Source organism: Actinoplanes lobatus (assembly GCF_014205215.1).
In the GTDB taxonomy this organism is placed as follows: domain Bacteria; phylum Actinomycetota; class Actinomycetes; order Mycobacteriales; family Micromonosporaceae; genus Actinoplanes; species Actinoplanes lobatus.
Map to the genome: position 1 here is coordinate 8,571,723 of NZ_JACHNC010000001.1, position 17,011 is coordinate 8,588,733.

The following is a 17,011-nucleotide window of genomic DNA, read 5'->3' on the forward strand; positions in this document are numbered from 1 at the left end:
TTCAACGATCTTAACTTTGTCCAGTTATGCCCCGCTTTGACCGGATTTCGATCACGGGTGGTCACGGGCCACCGACGCGGCCTAGGTTCGATACACGCAACGACGGACGTCGAAGGGGAAGCGCCGAATGTCGAAACAGGTCACGTTCACCGCCGACGGGATCACCCTGGCCGGAAACCTGTCGGTCGCCGCGGACGGCGCGCCGGGCGTGGTGCTCACCGGGCCGTTCACCGGAGTCAAGGAACAGGTCGTGGGCACCTACGCGGCACTGCTGCACGAACGGGGGTTCACCACGCTGGCGTTCGACCACCGCGGGTTCGGGGAGAGCGGCGGCCGCCGGGCGCATGAGGACAGCCAGGGCAAACTGTCCGACCTGCGGGCCGCCGTGAGCCTGCTCGGCGAGCACACCGACCGGGTGGCGGTGGTCGGGGTGTGCCTCGGCGGCGGCTACGCGGTGCGGGCCGCCGCCACCGATCCGCGCATCCGGGCGGTGGTGGGGATCGCCGGGGCGTACAACAGCCCGGCCCGGTTCAGCGCCGGGAACCCGGAGGGCTACCGCGCGGCGATCCGGTCCTTCATCGACCGGTACGACGAGGAGCTGCCCGCCGTCGCGCCCGGCGGTGGCACGGCGGCGATGGGCGGCGACGAGCCGTACGCCTACTACGGCACCGCCCGGGGCGCCGCCGAGCGCTGGGAGAACCGGGTCACCTACGGCTCCCTGCACTCGCTGATGACCCTGGACGCCCTCGGCGCCGCCCCGCTACTCGGGCCGGCCCCGCTGCTGATCGTGCACGGCCGCGTCGACGCCTACTGCTCACCGGAGCTGGCCCAGGCGGCCCACGACGCGGCGCCCGGCCCGAAGGAGCTGGTCTGGCTGGACGCGCAAGAGCACATCGATCTGTACGACGTGGAGCCGCACGTCACCCGGGCGGCCGAGTCGGCGGCGTCGTTCCTGCATCGGCACCTTTCTTCCCCGGCATCGACGTCCACGTCGGCGTAGGCGACTCCGCCCGCGGCGGGCACCACCGGTCGGCCTCGGCCACGTAGTCGTCGGCGATCGGGGAGCCGCACGCGTGCACCCCGGACCGCTTCTCCGTCCAGGCCCTGAAGGTGCCCTCGGAGTACTCACCACAGGAGAGCTTGAAGTCGGCGGTCACCACCTTGAGCGCGTCGTAGGTGATGTACGCCGGGACGTCCGCGTCGTACCTCAAGCTCTTGCCCGCGTTCTTGGCGGTGTCGGCGGGCAGGCCGATCCGCACCGGTGAGCCGAGGTGCTCCCCGAGCGAGGCGGCGAGCACCGGGTCCCATGTCGCATGGTCCATCCGGATCCAGTTCAGGCCCATGACGACCGTCGCCGGATGGACCGAGTCCGGATCGGGCCCCAGGACGCGAGGCTCCGGCTGCTCCTCGACCATGTGGTAGTAGCTGTGCAACAGGAGCGCCCGTTGATCCACGTTCGACCAGGTGATCGTGGTCCCCTCCGGGACGCAGTCGGCCGGCAGCGACTGTATGCACCCGCAGCTGCTGATACTGCTACAGCCGGACGTCGCGAGCAGTGCCAGCAGAGCCACCGGCACGGCGTTCTGCCGCCATCGATGAATCGACATGGGCACATCATGGCGTAGAAGCGGCCACCGCCGGGGTACGACGGTGGCCGCTCGGGGGGCCGGGCTCAGCTCTCGGCTCAGCCGAAGATCGACGCCGCCCACTCGGGGTGGTCGATGAACGGGTTCCGGTTGTGCTGGTAGTTCGAGTAGATGACCTGGTTGCGGGTGCGCTCGGCCGCCGTCGGCGGGTCGGCCGTGTTCCACGCCAGCAGGGTGGAGAGCTTTCCGAGGTACGGGTTCGAGCCGTTCGCGGTCGAGTTGTTGAGCTCCAGGTTCGCCCAGGAGTCGTCGCCCTCGTAGCGCACCGCCATGTAGAACACCATCCGGGCCACGTCGCCCTTGATCGCGGCCCGGGGCTCCCACGAGTCGGCGTCGGTGTAGTTGCCGGTGGCGCCGGAGACCGCGGTGCCGCCCGTGTCGAAGTCCTTGTTGCCGCGCAGCGCGTTGATCGTGACGTCCTCCGGCCGCAGGTGGTGCAGGTCGGTGCCGGGGCCGTTGGCGGTGCCGAAGTCACCGTGCGACTGCGGCCACACGTGCTCCCGGTTCCAGTTGCCGGTCGCCCCGCCGTTGAGCGTCTTGGACCGGCTGATCCCGGAGTACAGCAGGATCACATTCGCCGAGTTCGCCGGGTCCTGGTCGGTGACCATCAGGGCGTTCCACACCGCGTCGTACGAGATCGAGGTGTCCCCGGTCGTGATGATCGTGTGCAGCGCCGACTTGAGACTGGCTCCGGACTTGCCGAGCGCCGACGCGTAGTAGGTGTCGGTGGTGCTGGTCGCCGTCGGGGTGGCGGTGGCCGTGGCGGTCGGGCTGGTCGTGGCCGTGGTGCCGAACGCCATGGCGGTCGGCGACTTGAGCCCGGCGTGCGCGAAGTAGGCGGTGAGCGTGCCGGTGACGGTGATCGCCCGGCCGACGTTCGACGGGTTGGTGGCCAGCCCGAACGCCGAGCGGTAGGAGCTGGTGATCTGGACGTACAGCATGCTGCTCGTGCTGGTCTGGGTCGGGCTGTCGGCGATGGCGAGCGCCGTGTCGCCGGTGAAGGAGCTGAACCGGACGGTGTCGGTGGCGGTCGGTTCGCCGACGATGTAGCCGACGACCGTCCCGCTGCCACCGGTCTGGCCGCTGATCGCCTGGGCGACCGTCAGCGGCGTGGCCGCGGCCGCCGACGGCGCCCGGAGCACCGTGACGGAGGCGACCAGCAGGCCGGCGAGGACCGGTATCAGCAGCGCGACGATGCGCCGATGGACTATGGGAGCGGGCATGGGGGGAGCTCCGTTCACCAGGCTGTATAGACAGCTTTAATTGTGAACGAACGGGCCCCCGCCGGATCCATACCACTTCGGTCATCCCAGCGTGACCACCACCTTCTCGGCGGCGCCGGGGGTGGAGCCGAGCTCCAGCGCCCGCCGCACGTCGGCGTGCGGGATGCGGTCGCTGATCAGCAGCTCGTAGCGCTGCCAGTGCTCGACCAGGTCCCGGGTGACCTCGAAGATCTCGGTGGGGTAGCCCATCGAGAGCACCAGGGTCAGCTCGGTGGTGAGCAGCGCGCCGAAGTCGACCGGGACCGGCTTCTTGTGCACGGCCACCACACCGACCGTGGCGCCGTGCTTGGCGGCGGCCAGCGCCGTCTCCAGCACCACCGGGGCGCCCGCCGCGTCCAGGTAGATGTCGGTGTCCGGGCGCACCCCGCGGACGAAGCTGCGCGGGGCCTCGCCGTGGATCTCGACGAGCCGCTGGAGCACGTCCTCCTCGGCCGAGTTGATCACCGCGTGGGCGCCCACCCGGAGGGCCTTCTCCAGCCGGTTCGCCACGATGTCGACCACCACGACGTGGGCGCCGCGCAGCTCGTACGCGATCGCCGCCCCGAGCCCGACCGGCCCGGCGCCGAAGACCACCACCTTGTCGCCGGGTTTCGGCGCGGTCCGGTTGACGGCGTGGCCGGCCACCGCCATCGGCTCGTTGAGCGCCGCCACCTCGAACGGGATGTGCTTGGGCACGGTCACCAGGTGCACGCCCACGCGCGCGTCCCGGAGCAGCACGAACTCGGACAGGCCGCCCTGCGCGCCGCCGCTGCCGATGATGCCGTCGCCGGACGCCATCGGGTTGAGCACCACGTGGTCGCCCACGCTCAGGCCCTCGACCTCGGCGCCCACCTCGGCGATCTCGCCGGCCGGCTCGTGGCCGAGCGGGGTGGCGCCCTGCCGCGGCGGGATGCCGCCGACCGCGATGTACAGCCCGTCCGAGCCGCAGATCCCGCACGCCCGGATGCGGACCAGCACGTCGGACGGCCCGCAGACCGGCTTCTCCACCTCGACGACCGCGGTCCGGCCGGGGCCGGTCACCAGTACCGATTTCATCGCCACTCACCTCGCTAATACGTATAAGTGACCGGTACGGTAGCCCGGTGACCGGGAAAACGCGAGTGACGATGCGGGACGTGGCCGCGGCCAGCGGAGTGTCCCAGGCGACCGTGAGCTTCGTGCTCAACGACGCGCCCGGCCAGACCATCCCGGCGGCCACCCGCGACCGGGTGCGGCGGGCCGCCGCCGAACTCGGGTACCGGCCGCACTCCATCGCCCGGGCGCTGCGCGAGGGCGCGTCCCGGATCGTGGTGCTGGAGGCGGGCGGGCTGCCCCGCGGCCACAACCTGTCCAGCTTCATCGCCGGACTCGACGAGGAACTGGGGGCGGCCGGCTTCGGCCTGCTCGTGGCGTACGGGGAAGGGGTGTCGGCGCAAGCCGCGATCACCGCGATCGAACCCCGCGCGGTGATCGACCTCCCGGCCGTCTATGCCGGCCCGGACCGTGACGTCGCCGACGGCGGCTGGATCGACGGCATGGTCGCGCACCGCCTCGTCCAGTTGCGGCACCTGATGGAACGCGGGCACCGGGCCATCGCGGTCGCCGTCCCGGCCGACGACGACCCGTTCCTGGCGCTGATGGCCGGGCAGGTGCGCGACGCCGCCGGGGAGCTGGGCCTGCCGTCACCGCTCCCCCTGGTCGTCGACGGCGACCCGGAGAAGCCGGCCGGCCTGCTGAAGGCCGGAGTCACGGCGGTGGCGGCGCTCACCGACGACCTGGCCCTCAGCGTGCTGGCGGCGCTCGCCGACACCGGCCTGAGCGCCCCCGGCGACCTCGCGGTGATCGGTTTCGACGACACCCCGCACGGCGCCCTGTGGCGGCCCGCGCTGACCACCGTCCGGCTGGACGCCCGCGCCTACGGCCGGCGCACCGCCCGCACCCTGCTCGGCCTCCCGATCGGCGACGCCCGGCCGGCCCCCGCCCGCGTCATCTCGCGCGCCTCCGCCTGAGGATGTTCAAGACCTAGATCCAGCCCTGCTGCCAGGCGTGGTGGGCGGCCGCGTGGCGGGTGTCGGCGCCGAGCTTGGCCATCGCGGCGGAGAGGTAGTTGCGAACCGTGCCGGGGGCCAGGTGCACGGTGGCGGCCACCTCGGCGATCGGCGCGCCACCGCGGACCACGGCCAGGATCTCCAGCTCACGGTCGGTGAGAGGGCACTCGTCCTCGGTGAGGGCGCTCGCCGCGATCTCCGGGTCCACGTAGCGGCGGCCGGAGTGCACGGTCCGGATGATCTCGGCGAGGCGGGCGGCAGGCGTGGTCTTCGGGACGAAACCGGCGACCCCGGCGGCCAGGGCGCGGCGCAGCACGGCCGGGCGGGCGTGGCGGGTCACCAGGACCACCGGGATGCCGAGCCTTGACCGGATCTCGGTGGCCGCCCGCAGACCGTCACCGGGCGGCATCTCCAGGTCGAGAACCGCCAGGTCGGGGCGCTCGCGCAGGGCCACCTGGACGGCGGTCACGCTGTCGGCGGCCTCACCCACCACGGTCAGGTCCGGTTCCAGGGCGAGCAGGGCGGCGAGGGCGCCCCGGATCAGGCTCTCGTCGTCGGCGAGAAGCAGCCGGATCACCGGGCCGCCGCCACCGGGAGGGCCGCCGTCACGGTGAACTCGCCGTCCGTACGCCGGAATCGCAGGCTGCCACCGGCGGCCGTGAGCCGGTCGCGGAGCCCGGCCAGGCCGCCCTCCGGTCCGTCCGGGCCGTCGAACGGGTTGTCGTTGACGAAACGCAGCGCCCCGTCGCCGGTCAGCGTGATCTCGCAGCGGGCAGCCGTGCTGTGCCGCAGCACGTTGGTGGTGCACTCGCGCACGACCAGGCCGAACAGGTTCTCCACGGCCGGCGGGAGGACCGGCGGATCGGGCGGCAGCGAGATCGACGACCGGATTCCGGCCGCTCCGAGGACCCGGGCCGCGTTGGCGATCTCGGTGTCCAGGGACACCGACCGGTAGCCGCGGACCAGCTCCCGGGTGTCGCCCAGCGCCTGCCGGGCCAGTTCCTGCACCTCGCCCATCAGTTCGGCGGCACGGGCCGGGTCGGTGGCGGCGAGCCGTTCGGCCAGCTCGCTCTTCAGCGCGATGACCTGGAGGTTGTGGCCCTGGATGTCGTGCAGTTCAGCGGCGAACCGGCGCCGCTCGCCGGTGACCGCCGTGGCCCGCTCGGTGTGCCGGGCCCGGTCGAGGCGTTCCGCGACGGCGCACATCCAGATCTGGGCGTAGATCCCGGCGGTGCACAGCGCGGTGACGGCCAGGTCGGAGAGGGCGCCGCCGAGGTGCCGGCCGCCGGCCAGGGAGGCGGCGAACGCCAGCGCCGCACCGGCCGGCCACAGCCTCCAGGCCGGCCGGGGCAGGCCCGCGAGCACGACGGCCAGCGACAGCACCCACGCGAATCCGCCATCGCCGGTGGTCCGCGAGTACAGCAGCAACCCGGCCGCGGCCAGCGCGGCGATGATCGTCATGGCGGCCGGCGGCGGTGGCGTGCCGAGCGCCGGTACGGCCATGAGCCGGCCGGCGACCAGGCACACCGGGACGACCACGGCGAACACGGCGGCCCGCGCGGCGGTGGTCCCCGCCTGGGTCACGGTGAGCACCACGATGCCGGTCAGGCAGGCGATCAGCGTGTACCAGTTGAGGCGGCGCAGGGATGTCACGCCACCATGATGCGGTTCGATCCGGCCGGGACGCGAAAGTTGATGACATCTGTCATGCGGGCTCGTGTGCGCCTGACACTACGAGCCGGGCGGGCCTGCGCTGATAGTCGACGGCATGAATGCTGTTTCGTGCCGGGGGCTGCGGTTCGCGTACGGCCCCCGAGGTGTTGATCTCGAAGTTGCCGCCGGGGAGATGGTCGCCCTGGTGGGTGTGAACGGCGCCGGGAAGACCACCACCATGGAGCTGCTGATCGGGCACCGGCGGCCGGCCGGTGGCACGATCCGGGTGCTGGGCCGGGATCCGTACGCCGAACGCCGCCGTCTCGCCACCGAGGTGGGCGTGGTCCCGCAGGACAGTGGCCTGGCGCCGGACCTCACCGTGACCGAGACGCTGCGGTTGTGGCTGCGCCTGCACCGCCGCCCGGTGGCGACGGAACTGCTCGGCGCGGTGGACCTGGAGCACCGGGCCGGGATGCGGGTGCGGCAGCTGTCCGGCGGCGAGCGGCGGCGCCTGGATCTGGCCGTCGCCCTGTGCGGGCGGCCGCGGCTGCTGCTGCTCGACGAGCCGACCTCCGGACTCGACCCGGACTCCCGGGCCCGGACCTGGAAGCTGCTCCGGGAACACCGCGACGCGGGCACCTCGGTCCTGGTCAGCACCCACTATCCGGAGGAGGCGGAAGGGCTCGCCGACCGCATCGTGGTGATGGACGGCGGGATGCTGCGATGAGGGCCTGGCTGCTGCTCGCCGGCGCCGAGTTCACCATGCTGCGCCGCAGCGCGTTCACGCTGGCGATGGGCGCGGTGCTGCCGCTGGCGCTCGGCGGGCTGATCCTGTGGGCGGAGGCGGACACCGGGCGGGCCGGCCCGGGAACGGCCGCCGGGTTGCTGCTGGTCACGCTGGTCACGCTCACCGCGTACGTCTCCGGCACCACCACCCTGGCGTCGCGCCGGCAGCAGAACGTGCTGCGCCGGTGGCGTGGCAGCGGCGCCTCCGACCCGGCGATCCTGGCCGCCGCCCTGACCCCGCCCGCGGTGCTGACCCTGGCCCAGGTGCTGCTGCTGTCCGTCGCCCTCGACCTGCGCGGCGTCCGGCCCGGCCCGCTGCTGCTGGCCGTACTGGCCGGAATCGTGGCGGCCTGCGCGCTGGCCGCCCTGACCGCGGCGTTCACCTCGGCGCCCGAGCTGGCGCAGCTGACGACCACGCCGATCGCGCTGGCGTTCCTCGGTGGCGCGTTCTGGGTGGCCCGCACCCCACCGGCCGAGGTCGGCTGGGCCATGACGTTGCTGCCCGGGGCCGCGATCACCCAGCTGACCCGGATCGCCTGGGAGGTTCCCGGCACGGACGGCTCGCTGGTGGCGGTGGCGCTGCTGCTCGTCACGGCCGTGGCGGCGGTCGCGGCGGCCACCCGGGTCTTCGTCTGGGATCTCCGCCGCTGAACGGGTGGGGTCACCGGTCGGTCGGCAGGAATCCGTCGCGTCAGATGGCGATGAAGCCGGTCCAGAGGCCGATCACGCCGATGATTCCGGAGGCCACGATCAGGATGCAGAGGACGGTTTCGGTGGGTGTGAACAGTCGGCGGCCTCGTTCGCTGCGTGCCTTGACGTAGAGCAGGGTGGCGGGGGCGAGGAGTACCGAGCACAGCAGCAGGAACTTCAGGCCCGCGGCCTCGAACAGGAACAGTGTGTAGGCGGTCGCGATGCCGGCGATGATCGTCTCTTTGCGGCGGGTCCCGGCGGGCACGTTCTGGTAGGAGTCGCCGGTGAGCCCGAGCTTCAGCGCGTATGCGGCGGCGAGGAAGTAGGGGATCAATGCCAGGCTGGTGCACAGGTCGAGCATGAAGTTGAGCGCATCGGTCAGCACGAGGGTGACGGCGAGCAGCAGTTGGACGGCCAGTGAGGTGACGACGAGCGCGGTGATCGGGGTCGCCTTGTCGTTCTCCTTGCCGAGGAAGGCGGGGAAGTCCTCGTTGTGGGCCGGGATGTACATCACCTCGGCGGCCATCAGGGTCCAGGCGAGGTAGGCGCCGAGGACGGAGATGATGACCCCGGCACTGATGAACCAGCTTCCCCAGTCGCCGACGACGTGTTCGAACACGCCGATCATCGAGGGCTGGCGGGTTGCGGCGATCTCCGGCTGGGTCATCACCGCGTAGCTCGACAGGGTCACCAGGGCGAAGATCGACAGCACCGCCAGGAAGCCCAGGACGGTGGCCTTGCCGACGTCTTCGCGTCGTTTGGCGTAGCGGGAGTAGACGCTGGCGCCCTCGATGCCCAGGAACACGAACGTCGTGATGATCATCGTGTTGCGGACCTGCTCGTTGAGCGATCCGAGGTCGCCGTAGCCGGTGGCGGTCCAGTTGTCGGCGAAGATGCCGGCGTCGAACGACAGGAACAGCACGACGATGAAGACCAGGATCGGCACGATCTTGAGGATCGTCACGATCCGGTTGATGATGGCCGCGTCACGGACGCCGCGCGCGATGACGTAGTGGAACAGCCAGACGCCGGCGGTGGACAGCGCCAGTGCCACGACGGTGTCGCCGTCGCCGAAGGCGGGGAAGAACGCGCCGAGGGTCGCGCTGATGAACACCCAGTAGAAGGCGTTGCCGGCGACCGAGCTGGCCCAGAAGCCGATCGCGGAGTTGAAGCCGGCGTAGTCGCCGAAGCCGGCCTTGGCGTAGATGAAGACTCCGGAGTCCAGCTCGGGTTTGCGGATGGCGAGGTTCTGGAAGACGAAGGCGAGCATCAGCATCCCGGTGCCGGCGATCGCCCAGGCGATCAGCGCCCCGAGGATTCCGGTGGCCACACCGAAGCGCGCGGGTAGGGAGAACACGCCGGCGCCGACCATCCCGCCGACCACCATCGCGGTGAGGGTGGGCAGGCTCATCTTGGCCGGTGTCACGACCGGGGGGTCGGCAACCGGGGTGTGAGCGGCGGTGTCGGCCATGGTCAGTCACTCCGTTCTGGTGACGGGTCGACCACGGCTGGCTCGACCCTCTCGATCTTGAAACCGGTGATGCCGTACAGCACGCTCAGCGCGGGGCTGGCGTAGCAGAAGATGGCGTACGGCAGGTAGAGCAGGGTGGAGACGCCGAGGGTGGCGCCCATGAACGCCCCGCACGAGTTCCACGGCACCAGCGGGGAGGTGACCGTGCCGCTGTCCGCGGTCAGCCGGGACAGGTTCGTCGGGGCGAGACCGCGGCGGGCGAACTCGACTCGGAAGACACGGGCGGGCAGGATCAGGGCGATGTACTGGTCGCCGGCGACGACGTTCAGGCCGAAGGCGCACGCGAACACGGTGAAGAACAGCCGGCCGGTGCTCTTCGCGGAGGCGATCATCGGGTCGACCAGTCGCGCGATCAGCCCGAACTTCTCCAGCAGGACGCCGAAGGTCACGGCTCCGAAGATCAGCCACAGGGTGAACAGCATGCTCGACATGCCGCCGCGGGAGACGAGCCGGTCCACGTCGGCGATGCCGGTCTCGGCGTGGAACCCGGTCGCCATCGCCAGCCAGGTCGCCTTGATCGATTCCACCAGCATGTTGCCCTGCCCGGCGATGAAGTCGGCGATGACCTGCCGCTGGGTGAATGCGGCGAGCACGCCGGCGAACAGCGCCGAGGCGAGCAGGGAGAGTGACGCCGGCGCCTTGCGCACCGACAGCACGATCAGCAGCAACAGTGGCAGCAGGTTTACCGGGCTGATCCAATACAGTTGGTCGAGGTCGGCCAGTTCGGTCGCTGTCGCCACGGCGTCCTGCACGTCCGGGGCCCGGACCAGGCCCACGATGAAGAAGACGGCCAGCGCGATCAAGAAGGCCGGCCCGGAGGTCCACACCTGGCGTTTGATGTGCTCGCGTGGGTCGACCCCGGCCATCTGCGCGGTCAGGATGGTCGTCTCCGACAGCGGTGAGGTCTTGTCGCCGAGGTAGGCGCCCGAGATCACCGCCCCCGCGGTGATCGCGGGCGAGACGTCGAGCAGGGTGGCGATCCCGACCAGGCCCACGCCGATCGTCGCCGCGGTGGTCCAGGAGCTGCCGATGCTCAGCGCGACGATCCCGCAGATGATCGCCGTGGCCGCGTAGAACCACGACGGCGACAGCACCTGAATGCCGTAGTAGACCAGTGTGGGGATGGTGCCGGACAGGTTCCAGGTGCCGATCAGCGCCCCCACGGCCAGCAGGATGAACATGGCGCTGGTCACCGAGGCGAGCGCCTCCTGCCCGGCGCCTTGCACCTCCTGCCAGGTGTGCCCGTTCTTCAGCGCGATCAACGCCGCGATCGCGGCGCACATCACCAGAGCCACCTGCAGCGGCCCGTCCAGCGCATCCAGACCGAACAGCGCCAGGGAACTCGCGATCAGCGCCGCCAGCGCGACCAGGGGGATGACCGCATCGATCAGCGACGGTCTCCTGACCGTAGGCCCTCCGGGTTCTGCCATCGCGTACCTTCCAGGACACGGGACGCGTTGTCAGAAGTCCACGGCGTCGCGAATCAGTGGGCAGGTCATGCAATGCCCGCCGCCCCGGCCGCGGCCGAGTTCGGCGCCGACGATCGTGATGACCTCGACGCCGGCGCGGCGCAGCAGCGTGTTCGTCTGGGTGTTGCGGTCGTAGGTGAACACCACGCCGGGCTCGACCGCGACCGCGTTGTTGCCGCTGTCCCATTGCTGGCGTTCCGAGGCGTACACGTCGCCGCCGGTCTCGATGACCCGCAACTGTTTGAGGTTCAGCGATGCGGCGACCACGTCGACGAACCTGCGGTCGCCCTCGTCGACCACGTCGACGCCAGGGTCCTTGTCACTGGGCAGCAGGGAGAACGTGTGGATGCCGTCCACGATGGCCGGATAGACCGTGACGATGTCACGGTCGGCGAAGGTGAGTACGGTGTCCAGGTGCATCGCGGCCCGCAGTTTCGGCATTCCGGCCACGATGACACGTTCGGCCGCGCCCGCCGCGAAAAGCGCCGCCGCCACCTGGGTGATGGCTTGCCGTGACGTACGCTCGCTCATTCCCACGAGCACCACGCCGTTACCGACCGGCATGACGTCGCCGCCCTCGAACGTCGACAGACCCCAGTCCTGTTCGGGGTCACCCCACCAGACCGTCGCGCCGGCGAAGTCGGGGTGGAACTGATAGATGGCCTTCATCAGCAGGGTCTCGTCATGCCGGGCCGGCCAGTACAGCGGGTTGAGGGTCACCCCGCCGTACAGCCAGCAGGTGGTGTCCCGGGTGTAGAGCGTGTTCGGCAGCGGCGGCATCAGGTATTCCCGGGTGCCGGTCTGCTCCCTCGCGAGGGACACGTACCCGGAGCGGAAGTCGTCCGGCAGGTCCGAGGTGGCCAGCCCGCCGATCAGGAACTCGCTGAGCTCACGGGGTTTGAGTTCGCCGAGGAACGCCCGGGTTTCAGTGAGCAGGCCGAGTCCCACCTCGTTGGCGATGATCTTGCGGTCCAGCAGCCACTTCTTGGCTTCCGGAATCGCCATGGTGTCGGCCAGCAACTCGTGCAACTCGACCACCTCGACACCGCGGTTGCGCAGCTTGTTCACGAAGTCCAGATGATCGCGCTGTGCGTTCTCCACCCACATGACGTCGTCGAACAGCAGGTCGTCGGCGTTGGTGGGGGTGAGCCGGCGATGCGCCAGGCCAGGCGCGCAGACCAGGACCTTGCGCAGCCGACCGACCTCCGAATGGACCCCGAAGTTGTTGGCGGGCATGACGTACCTCCGGTCAGGGTTGACTGACGGTTACGGCTGCCCGCTGCGAGGAGCGCCGCGCGCCTGTCCGAATTTTTGCTTAACGCCCTATTATGTCCGAGTATCCCAGATTGAAGGGGTTACGGCTTGGAAGGACGATTTCCAGCGCATTCAAGGCCTGCCTCCGGCCGCGCGCCGACCTCACTGAAGATGACGCCAGAACAAGGGCGCCGACCTGCGTGAACAACACGGGCCCGTGGCCCGGCCGCGTCGTGCGCCCGGCAGCCCGGATGCTCGGTCAGTGACGCGAGACATCCATGGCGGTCATTCCGTGTCGAGCTCGTCGGCCAGTTCCTTCTCCTGCTCGTGCGACAGCGACGTCTTGAGGACCTGGCCGCCGAACGGCTTGAGCGCATCGATGAACTTGTCCTCGGTCCGCTGCCCGCTCATGATCACAACAGCGGCCTTGCCAGGGCCCAACAGGGACTGCACCCGATCCCGGAACGACCTGTCGATACCGACCTTGCCCAACACGCCGAACAGGGCGCCGAGAGCGCCGCCGAGCACGACCCCGGCGACCGGAACCAGGAACAGCAGCCCGAACAACGCCCCCCACAGCGCCCCACCCGCCGCAGACCCCGACACAACCCTGGTAGGCGTGTCCACATGGCTCTCTCCATCCGAGTCGACGGTAACCACCGCCAAACCGGTCAGGTCGACGATCCGGTCCTTCTGTAACTCGATCACCTGCGCGTAGCAGCGCTTGGCGGTGTCGTGGTCGTCGTACCCGATGATGATCAAATCTGACATGTCACAGCCCCCGTTCCCGGCATGCTCGGCATCGCACCCCGCCCAAGCCCTGAGCAGGGGCGGATCAGCCGCCGGTGTCACTGGAACCCTAGGCAGCGGCCGGCGACGACGTCCTCATCCGCCAAGAATGATCATCAAGCGGCCGGGAACGTGACCTCCGGCCCGCATCCGGGTGCCGCCGGCCCTGGCCGGAGCGGTGGCGCCCGGCGCAGAGTGCACGGGAGCCGGTCACCAACCCGCGACGGGCCCGGCCCATCCACCCCGGGGAGCTTTCTCATGCGACCGAGCACGGCGACCGGGGTCCGGATCCCCCGGCAGGACAGCACCGACCGCCCTTTCATCGTGATCTGGGAGGCCACCCAGGCCTGTCCGCTGGCCTGCCGGCACTGCCGCGCCGAGGCCCGGCCGGAACGCGACACCGGGGAACTGTCCACCGACGAGGCCGTCGGCCTGATGCGCCAGATCGCCGACTTCGGCCGCCCGTCACCGCTGTTCGTCATCACCGGCGGCGACCCGTTCCAGCGTCCGGACCTGAACACCCTGGTCGCTGCGGGCACCGACCTGGGCCTGGCGGTGTCGGTGTCGCCGTCCGGAACCCCGACCCTGACCCGCGACGCCCTGGCCGGCCTCCGCGACGCGGGCGCCCGGGCGATCTCGCTCAGCGTCGACGCGGCCGAACCCACCGGCCACGACGGGTTCCGGGGCGTGCCCGGCGTCTTCGCCGCGACGCTGCGCGCCTGGGAGGACGCCCGGGAACTCGGGCTCAAGGTACAGATCAACACCACGGTCACCGCGGACACCGTGACCGGCCTGCCGCGCATCGCCGCCCTGGTGCGCGACCGCGGCGCCCTGCTCTGGAGCGTGTTCTTCCTGGTCCAGACGGGCCGCGGATCCGCCCTGCGAGCCCTGGGCGCGGACGCCACCGAGGACGTCCTGCACGCGCTGTACGACATCGGCGAGACCGTTCCGGTCAAGACCACCGAGGCCCACCACTTCCGCCGGGTCTGCATCCAGCGCGGCAGCGGTCAGGGGCCGGACGGTCGTGGCGCCCTCTACCGGCGGCTCCACCGCGACCTGGCCGCCCTCGGCCTGCTCGACGGCGGCCGCCGGTCCCGCCGCCCACCGCTGCGGGTGAGCGCCGCCAACGGTTTCGTCTTCGTCTCGCACCGCGGCGACGTGTTCCCGAGCGGCTTCCTGCCGATGGCCGCCGGCAACGTCCGCGATCAGCCGCTGACCGACATCTATCGCTCATCGCCGCTGTTCACGGCACTGCGCGACCCGGACCGGCTGGGCGGCCGGTGCGGGGTGTGCGAGTTCCGCACGGTCTGCGGCGGCTCACGGGCCCGGGCGTACGCGACGACCGGTGACGTCTTCGCCGAAGAACCCACATGTTCCTACCAGCCGGGATCCTGGCATGACGGGAAGCGCCTCTGAGATCTTTGGTTTTGTTCAGTCCGGGGTGCTGGCCGGTCGCGTGGTGTCACGGGTGTGGCGGTCACGTGCCGGTGGAATCCTCGGCTGACGGCCCGGCCGCGATCGTGGTTGCGGCTGGGCGGGTTGTTTGATCTCGTGGTCGGCCTCTGGCCCGGCCTGGTGGGCCGGGTCTGGGAGGGTCGTCCCGCCGGACGCTGTCCCACCGCACCGGTCGGGGCGGGGGCGGGGCGGGAACCCGGTGTCGCGAGGGCGCCGGGCTGGAAACTCGGAAACCCCGCGATTGTTGCCGTGGTGGGCGGGGTGGGGTGGGTCGGGTCTTGTCCCGCACCGCGCGGACCGGTCCGTCGATGGTGGCGCGGATGGCGAGGGTCCCGGCGCGGGTGCCGGTGGTGTGCTGCTGGCCGAGCAGCCCGCGGGCGACGATCCGCTGCGACGCGGCATGATCCCGGTCGGCCGACAGGCGGCAGTGCGGGCAGTGGGCCCATTTGTGACCGCGGCTGGTGACCCGGTCGGGAGCTTTCACATGCCGCAGGAGGTGTCCGCAGCGGGGGCAGCCGGCACTGGTGCCGCGGGCGGGGACGGTGACCACCGCGATCCCGGCCTTGCCGGCCAAATGCCGCAGGGCGTCGAAGATCTGGCCGCGGACGTGGGCGCCGAACCTACGGTTCATACTCCGTCCGAGCCCGCGGGTCTCCAGGGTGGCGAGGTCCTCGATGTAGATGACACTCACCTGGGCGGTGATGGCGTGGTCGACGGCCCAGCGGGCGGCGGCCCAGGCGAGACTGCCGTTCAGGTGACGGATCTTCGCCTGCACCCGCTGATGTTCGCGTTCCAGCAGGTCGTGGCGGGTTTGCAGGACCGGGTCGGGACGGCCGGTAAGCAGCCTGGCGTGCTGGTCGGTTTTCGCCCGGACCTGTTCGGCGATGGTCCGCAGCCGCAACAGTTTCGCGCTGACACCGGCCGCGTCGAAGCTCAGGGGTGTGTTGTCGGCCAGGACTCGGCGGCGGCCCTGCCGATCGGTGCCGAGGCGGGCGATGCTGCCGGTGAGCAGGGTGGTGTTCCCCCAGTCCAGGCCCAAAGCGTGCACATGCCCGGCCGGTTCGGCGGCGGGTACCGGGATCCGCCACGGCACATCCACCCGCACCCGGCCCTCGACCAGCCGCAGCGTCGGGGTGTGCACACTCGCCTGGGCGGGCACGGTCGGCGGGATGCGGACCGGCAGGGTCAGCCACTGCCAGTCCCGGTGGCTGCGCGGGTGTGCACAGGCGGGTAGCAGGATCCGCAGCTGCAGGTGGGTGTCGGGCCGGTCGGGGTCGCGTTCGACGGTGACCTGCTGCCGGTCGCAGGCGGCGAGCAGGATCTGCCCCGACACCCGCGGCGCGGCCTCCACCTCGGTCACCGACCCCGGCAGCCTGCACGTGGCGGTAGCGGTCAACCCGGCCGTCCGGTCCTGGCCCACACTGCCAGCCGCCCCGGAAGCCGCCATCACGCCCGAAACCGTACCTCCAACATGGAGGAAACTGCACCTTCCCTAAAGAACTCAATCAACTGTCGGCAGACCCTTCGATGGACCAGTCCGTCTAGGTCAGCACCCTGATTTTCGCGGTGCCAGATCGCCATCTCCAGCACGTCGCGGTGAGAAGAACAGGTTTAGCCCACAGTTTGGTGCCGAGCCGCCATCACGGCAGCCCGGCACAGTCTTCTTCACACTCACTTTTGAACAAACCCGCCCCATGCTAGTCCCACGGGAAGTTCCCGTACCTGTAGACGTACGGGTAGTTCCAGTCGTACGGGTAGTCCCCGTAGTTGTAGGCGTACGGGTAGTACCCGTAACAGTCCCACGCCGGGCAATCGTCGGCGGCAGACGCCGGCATCACTCCGAGTGTCGCACCTGCTACGAGTCCGACACCCACTGACAACATCTTCTTCACTGCACTCATGGCCTGCCCTCCTCGCTGGCCGAGACTCCTTGTCCTTCGAGCCCACCACACGCTTCCGGGCGCCGTGCCGTCTTGCCCGGCTCCTGCCCGATCCGCCGAACCTGCCTGACCGAACAGATACTCCGTCCGCAGTCAGCCCCATCACCGCGACCACGGCGTACAATGCGCTCCGATCCGCGCCATCCGGGCGCTCGCACGCACCGGGCCGCTCTCCCCACACGGCCATGCGACCGGTCGGGTCTATGTCCTGTTCCCGAGCGGCTTCCTGCCGATGGCCGCCGGCAACGTCCGCGATCAGCCGCTGACCGACATCTACCGCTCCTCGTCGCTGTTCACGGCCCTGCGCGACCCGGACCGGCTGGGCGGCCGGTGCGGGGTGTGCGAGTTCCGCACGGTCTGCGGCGGCTCACGGGCCCGGGCGTACGCGACGACCGGTGACGTCTTCGCCGAAGAACCCACGTGTTCGTACCGGCCGGGATCCTGGCATGATGGGAGGCCTTCGATGACCACTGTGGACTAGAGGAGCC

16 protein-coding genes and 1 pseudogene are annotated in these 17,011 nt (G+C 70.6%); 6 read left to right on the plus strand and 11 right to left on the minus strand.

Going from position 1 to position 17,011, the window contains the following annotated elements; all coding sequences use genetic code 11:
• Window positions 1–127: 127 nt before the first annotated feature.
• On the plus strand, window positions 128–1,000 hold the full coding sequence (locus BJ964_RS39125; protein ID WP_188125368.1) for an alpha/beta hydrolase: 873 nt from the start codon (window positions 128–130) through the stop codon (window positions 998–1,000).
• On the opposite strand, the gene BJ964_RS39130 is transcribed toward BJ964_RS39125, so the two are convergent.
• From BJ964_RS39130 to BJ964_RS39140, 3 genes are all read right to left on the minus strand, one after another.
• Window positions 921–1,607 carry a hypothetical protein gene (locus BJ964_RS39130; protein ID WP_188125369.1) on the minus strand — a complete coding sequence of 229 codons (687 nt, stop codon included), beginning with the start codon at window positions 1,605–1,607 and terminating at the stop codon, window positions 921–923. The genes BJ964_RS39125 and BJ964_RS39130 overlap by 80 nt on opposite strands.
• 77 nt (window positions 1,608–1,684) lie before the next feature.
• Entirely contained in the window at window positions 1,685–2,869 is a 1,185-nt protein-coding gene (locus BJ964_RS39135; protein WP_188125370.1) for an endonuclease, read from the minus strand.
• Window positions 2,870–2,950: 81 nt separating this feature from the next.
• Window positions 2,951–3,964 (minus strand): zinc-dependent alcohol dehydrogenase, encoded by a 1,014-nt coding sequence (locus BJ964_RS39140; RefSeq protein WP_188125371.1) that lies wholly within the window; start codon window positions 3,962–3,964, stop codon window positions 2,951–2,953.
• A gap of 47 nt (window positions 3,965–4,011) precedes the next feature.
• Here BJ964_RS39140 and BJ964_RS39145 point away from each other — a divergent pair, with 47 nt between their 5' ends.
• Entirely contained in the window at window positions 4,012–4,917 is a 906-nt protein-coding gene (locus tag BJ964_RS39145; RefSeq protein ID WP_229806954.1) for a LacI family DNA-binding transcriptional regulator, read from the plus strand.
• A 13-nt stretch (window positions 4,918–4,930) separates the two neighbouring features.
• Here BJ964_RS39145 and BJ964_RS39150 read toward each other — a convergent pair whose 3' ends face one another.
• Window positions 4,931–5,533, minus strand: a complete 603-nt coding sequence (locus BJ964_RS39150; protein WP_188125372.1) for a response regulator transcription factor — start codon at window positions 5,531–5,533, stop codon at window positions 4,931–4,933.
• A complete protein-coding gene (locus BJ964_RS39155; protein ID WP_188125373.1) occupies window positions 5,530–6,609 on the minus strand; it encodes a sensor histidine kinase in 1,080 nt (359 codons plus the stop codon). The genes BJ964_RS39150 and BJ964_RS39155 overlap by 4 nt, the downstream gene beginning before the upstream one ends.
• A 115-nt stretch (window positions 6,610–6,724) precedes the next feature.
• Here BJ964_RS39155 and BJ964_RS39160 point away from each other — a divergent pair, with 115 nt between their 5' ends.
• Both BJ964_RS39160 and BJ964_RS39165 read left to right on the plus strand, forming a co-directional pair.
• Window positions 6,725–7,336, plus strand: a complete 612-nt coding sequence (locus BJ964_RS39160; RefSeq protein ID WP_188125374.1) for an ABC transporter ATP-binding protein — start codon at window positions 6,725–6,727, stop codon at window positions 7,334–7,336.
• Window positions 7,333–8,046: an ABC transporter permease gene (locus tag BJ964_RS39165; protein WP_188125375.1), complete on the plus strand. Its 714-nt coding sequence runs from the start codon at window positions 7,333–7,335 to the stop codon at window positions 8,044–8,046. The genes BJ964_RS39160 and BJ964_RS39165 overlap by 4 nt, the downstream gene beginning before the upstream one ends.
• 40 nt (window positions 8,047–8,086) lie before the next feature.
• On the opposite strand, the gene BJ964_RS39170 is transcribed toward BJ964_RS39165, so the two are convergent.
• The 4 genes from BJ964_RS39170 to BJ964_RS39185 form a co-directional block, all read right to left on the minus strand.
• Entirely contained in the window at window positions 8,087–9,556 is a 1,470-nt protein-coding gene (locus BJ964_RS39170; RefSeq protein ID WP_188125376.1) for a basic amino acid/polyamine antiporter, read from the minus strand.
• Window positions 9,557–9,558: 2 nt separating this feature from the next.
• Window positions 9,559–11,046, minus strand: coding sequence for a Na+/H+ antiporter NhaC (gene nhaC, locus BJ964_RS39175; protein ID WP_188125377.1), 1,488 nt, complete (start codon window positions 11,044–11,046; stop codon window positions 9,559–9,561).
• Window positions 11,047–11,076: 30 nt separating this feature from the next.
• Window positions 11,077–12,321: an arginine deiminase gene (locus BJ964_RS39180; RefSeq protein WP_188125378.1), complete on the minus strand. Its 1,245-nt coding sequence runs from the start codon at window positions 12,319–12,321 to the stop codon at window positions 11,077–11,079.
• Between the two features lie 303 nt (window positions 12,322–12,624).
• The gene (locus BJ964_RS39185; protein WP_223149687.1) at window positions 12,625–13,101 is read right to left on the minus strand and encodes a DUF1269 domain-containing protein; all 477 of its coding nucleotides are present in this window, start codon (window positions 13,099–13,101) and stop codon (window positions 12,625–12,627) included.
• Between the two features lie 285 nt (window positions 13,102–13,386).
• Here BJ964_RS39185 and BJ964_RS39190 point away from each other — a divergent pair, with 285 nt between their 5' ends.
• Window positions 13,387–14,544, plus strand: coding sequence for a TIGR04053 family radical SAM/SPASM domain-containing protein (locus tag BJ964_RS39190; RefSeq protein WP_188125379.1), 1,158 nt, complete (start codon window positions 13,387–13,389; stop codon window positions 14,542–14,544).
• A 61-nt stretch (window positions 14,545–14,605) separates the two neighbouring features.
• Here the strand turns inward: BJ964_RS39190 and BJ964_RS49370 are convergent, their stop codons facing one another.
• Both BJ964_RS49370 and BJ964_RS39200 read right to left on the minus strand, forming a co-directional pair.
• A complete protein-coding gene (locus BJ964_RS49370) occupies window positions 14,606–15,943 on the minus strand; it encodes a zinc ribbon domain-containing protein (protein WP_188125380.1) in 1,338 nt (445 codons plus the stop codon).
• Window positions 15,944–16,280: 337 nt separating this feature from the next.
• Window positions 16,281–16,418, minus strand: coding sequence for a hypothetical protein (locus BJ964_RS39200; RefSeq protein WP_188125381.1), 138 nt, complete (start codon window positions 16,416–16,418; stop codon window positions 16,281–16,283).
• A 319-nt stretch (window positions 16,419–16,737) separates the two neighbouring features.
• Between BJ964_RS39200 and BJ964_RS39205 the strand changes: the two are divergent.
• Window positions 16,738–17,004 (plus strand): annotated as a pseudogene (locus BJ964_RS39205) (hypothetical protein); the annotation flags it as partial.
• Window positions 17,005–17,011: the final 7 nt, after the last annotated feature.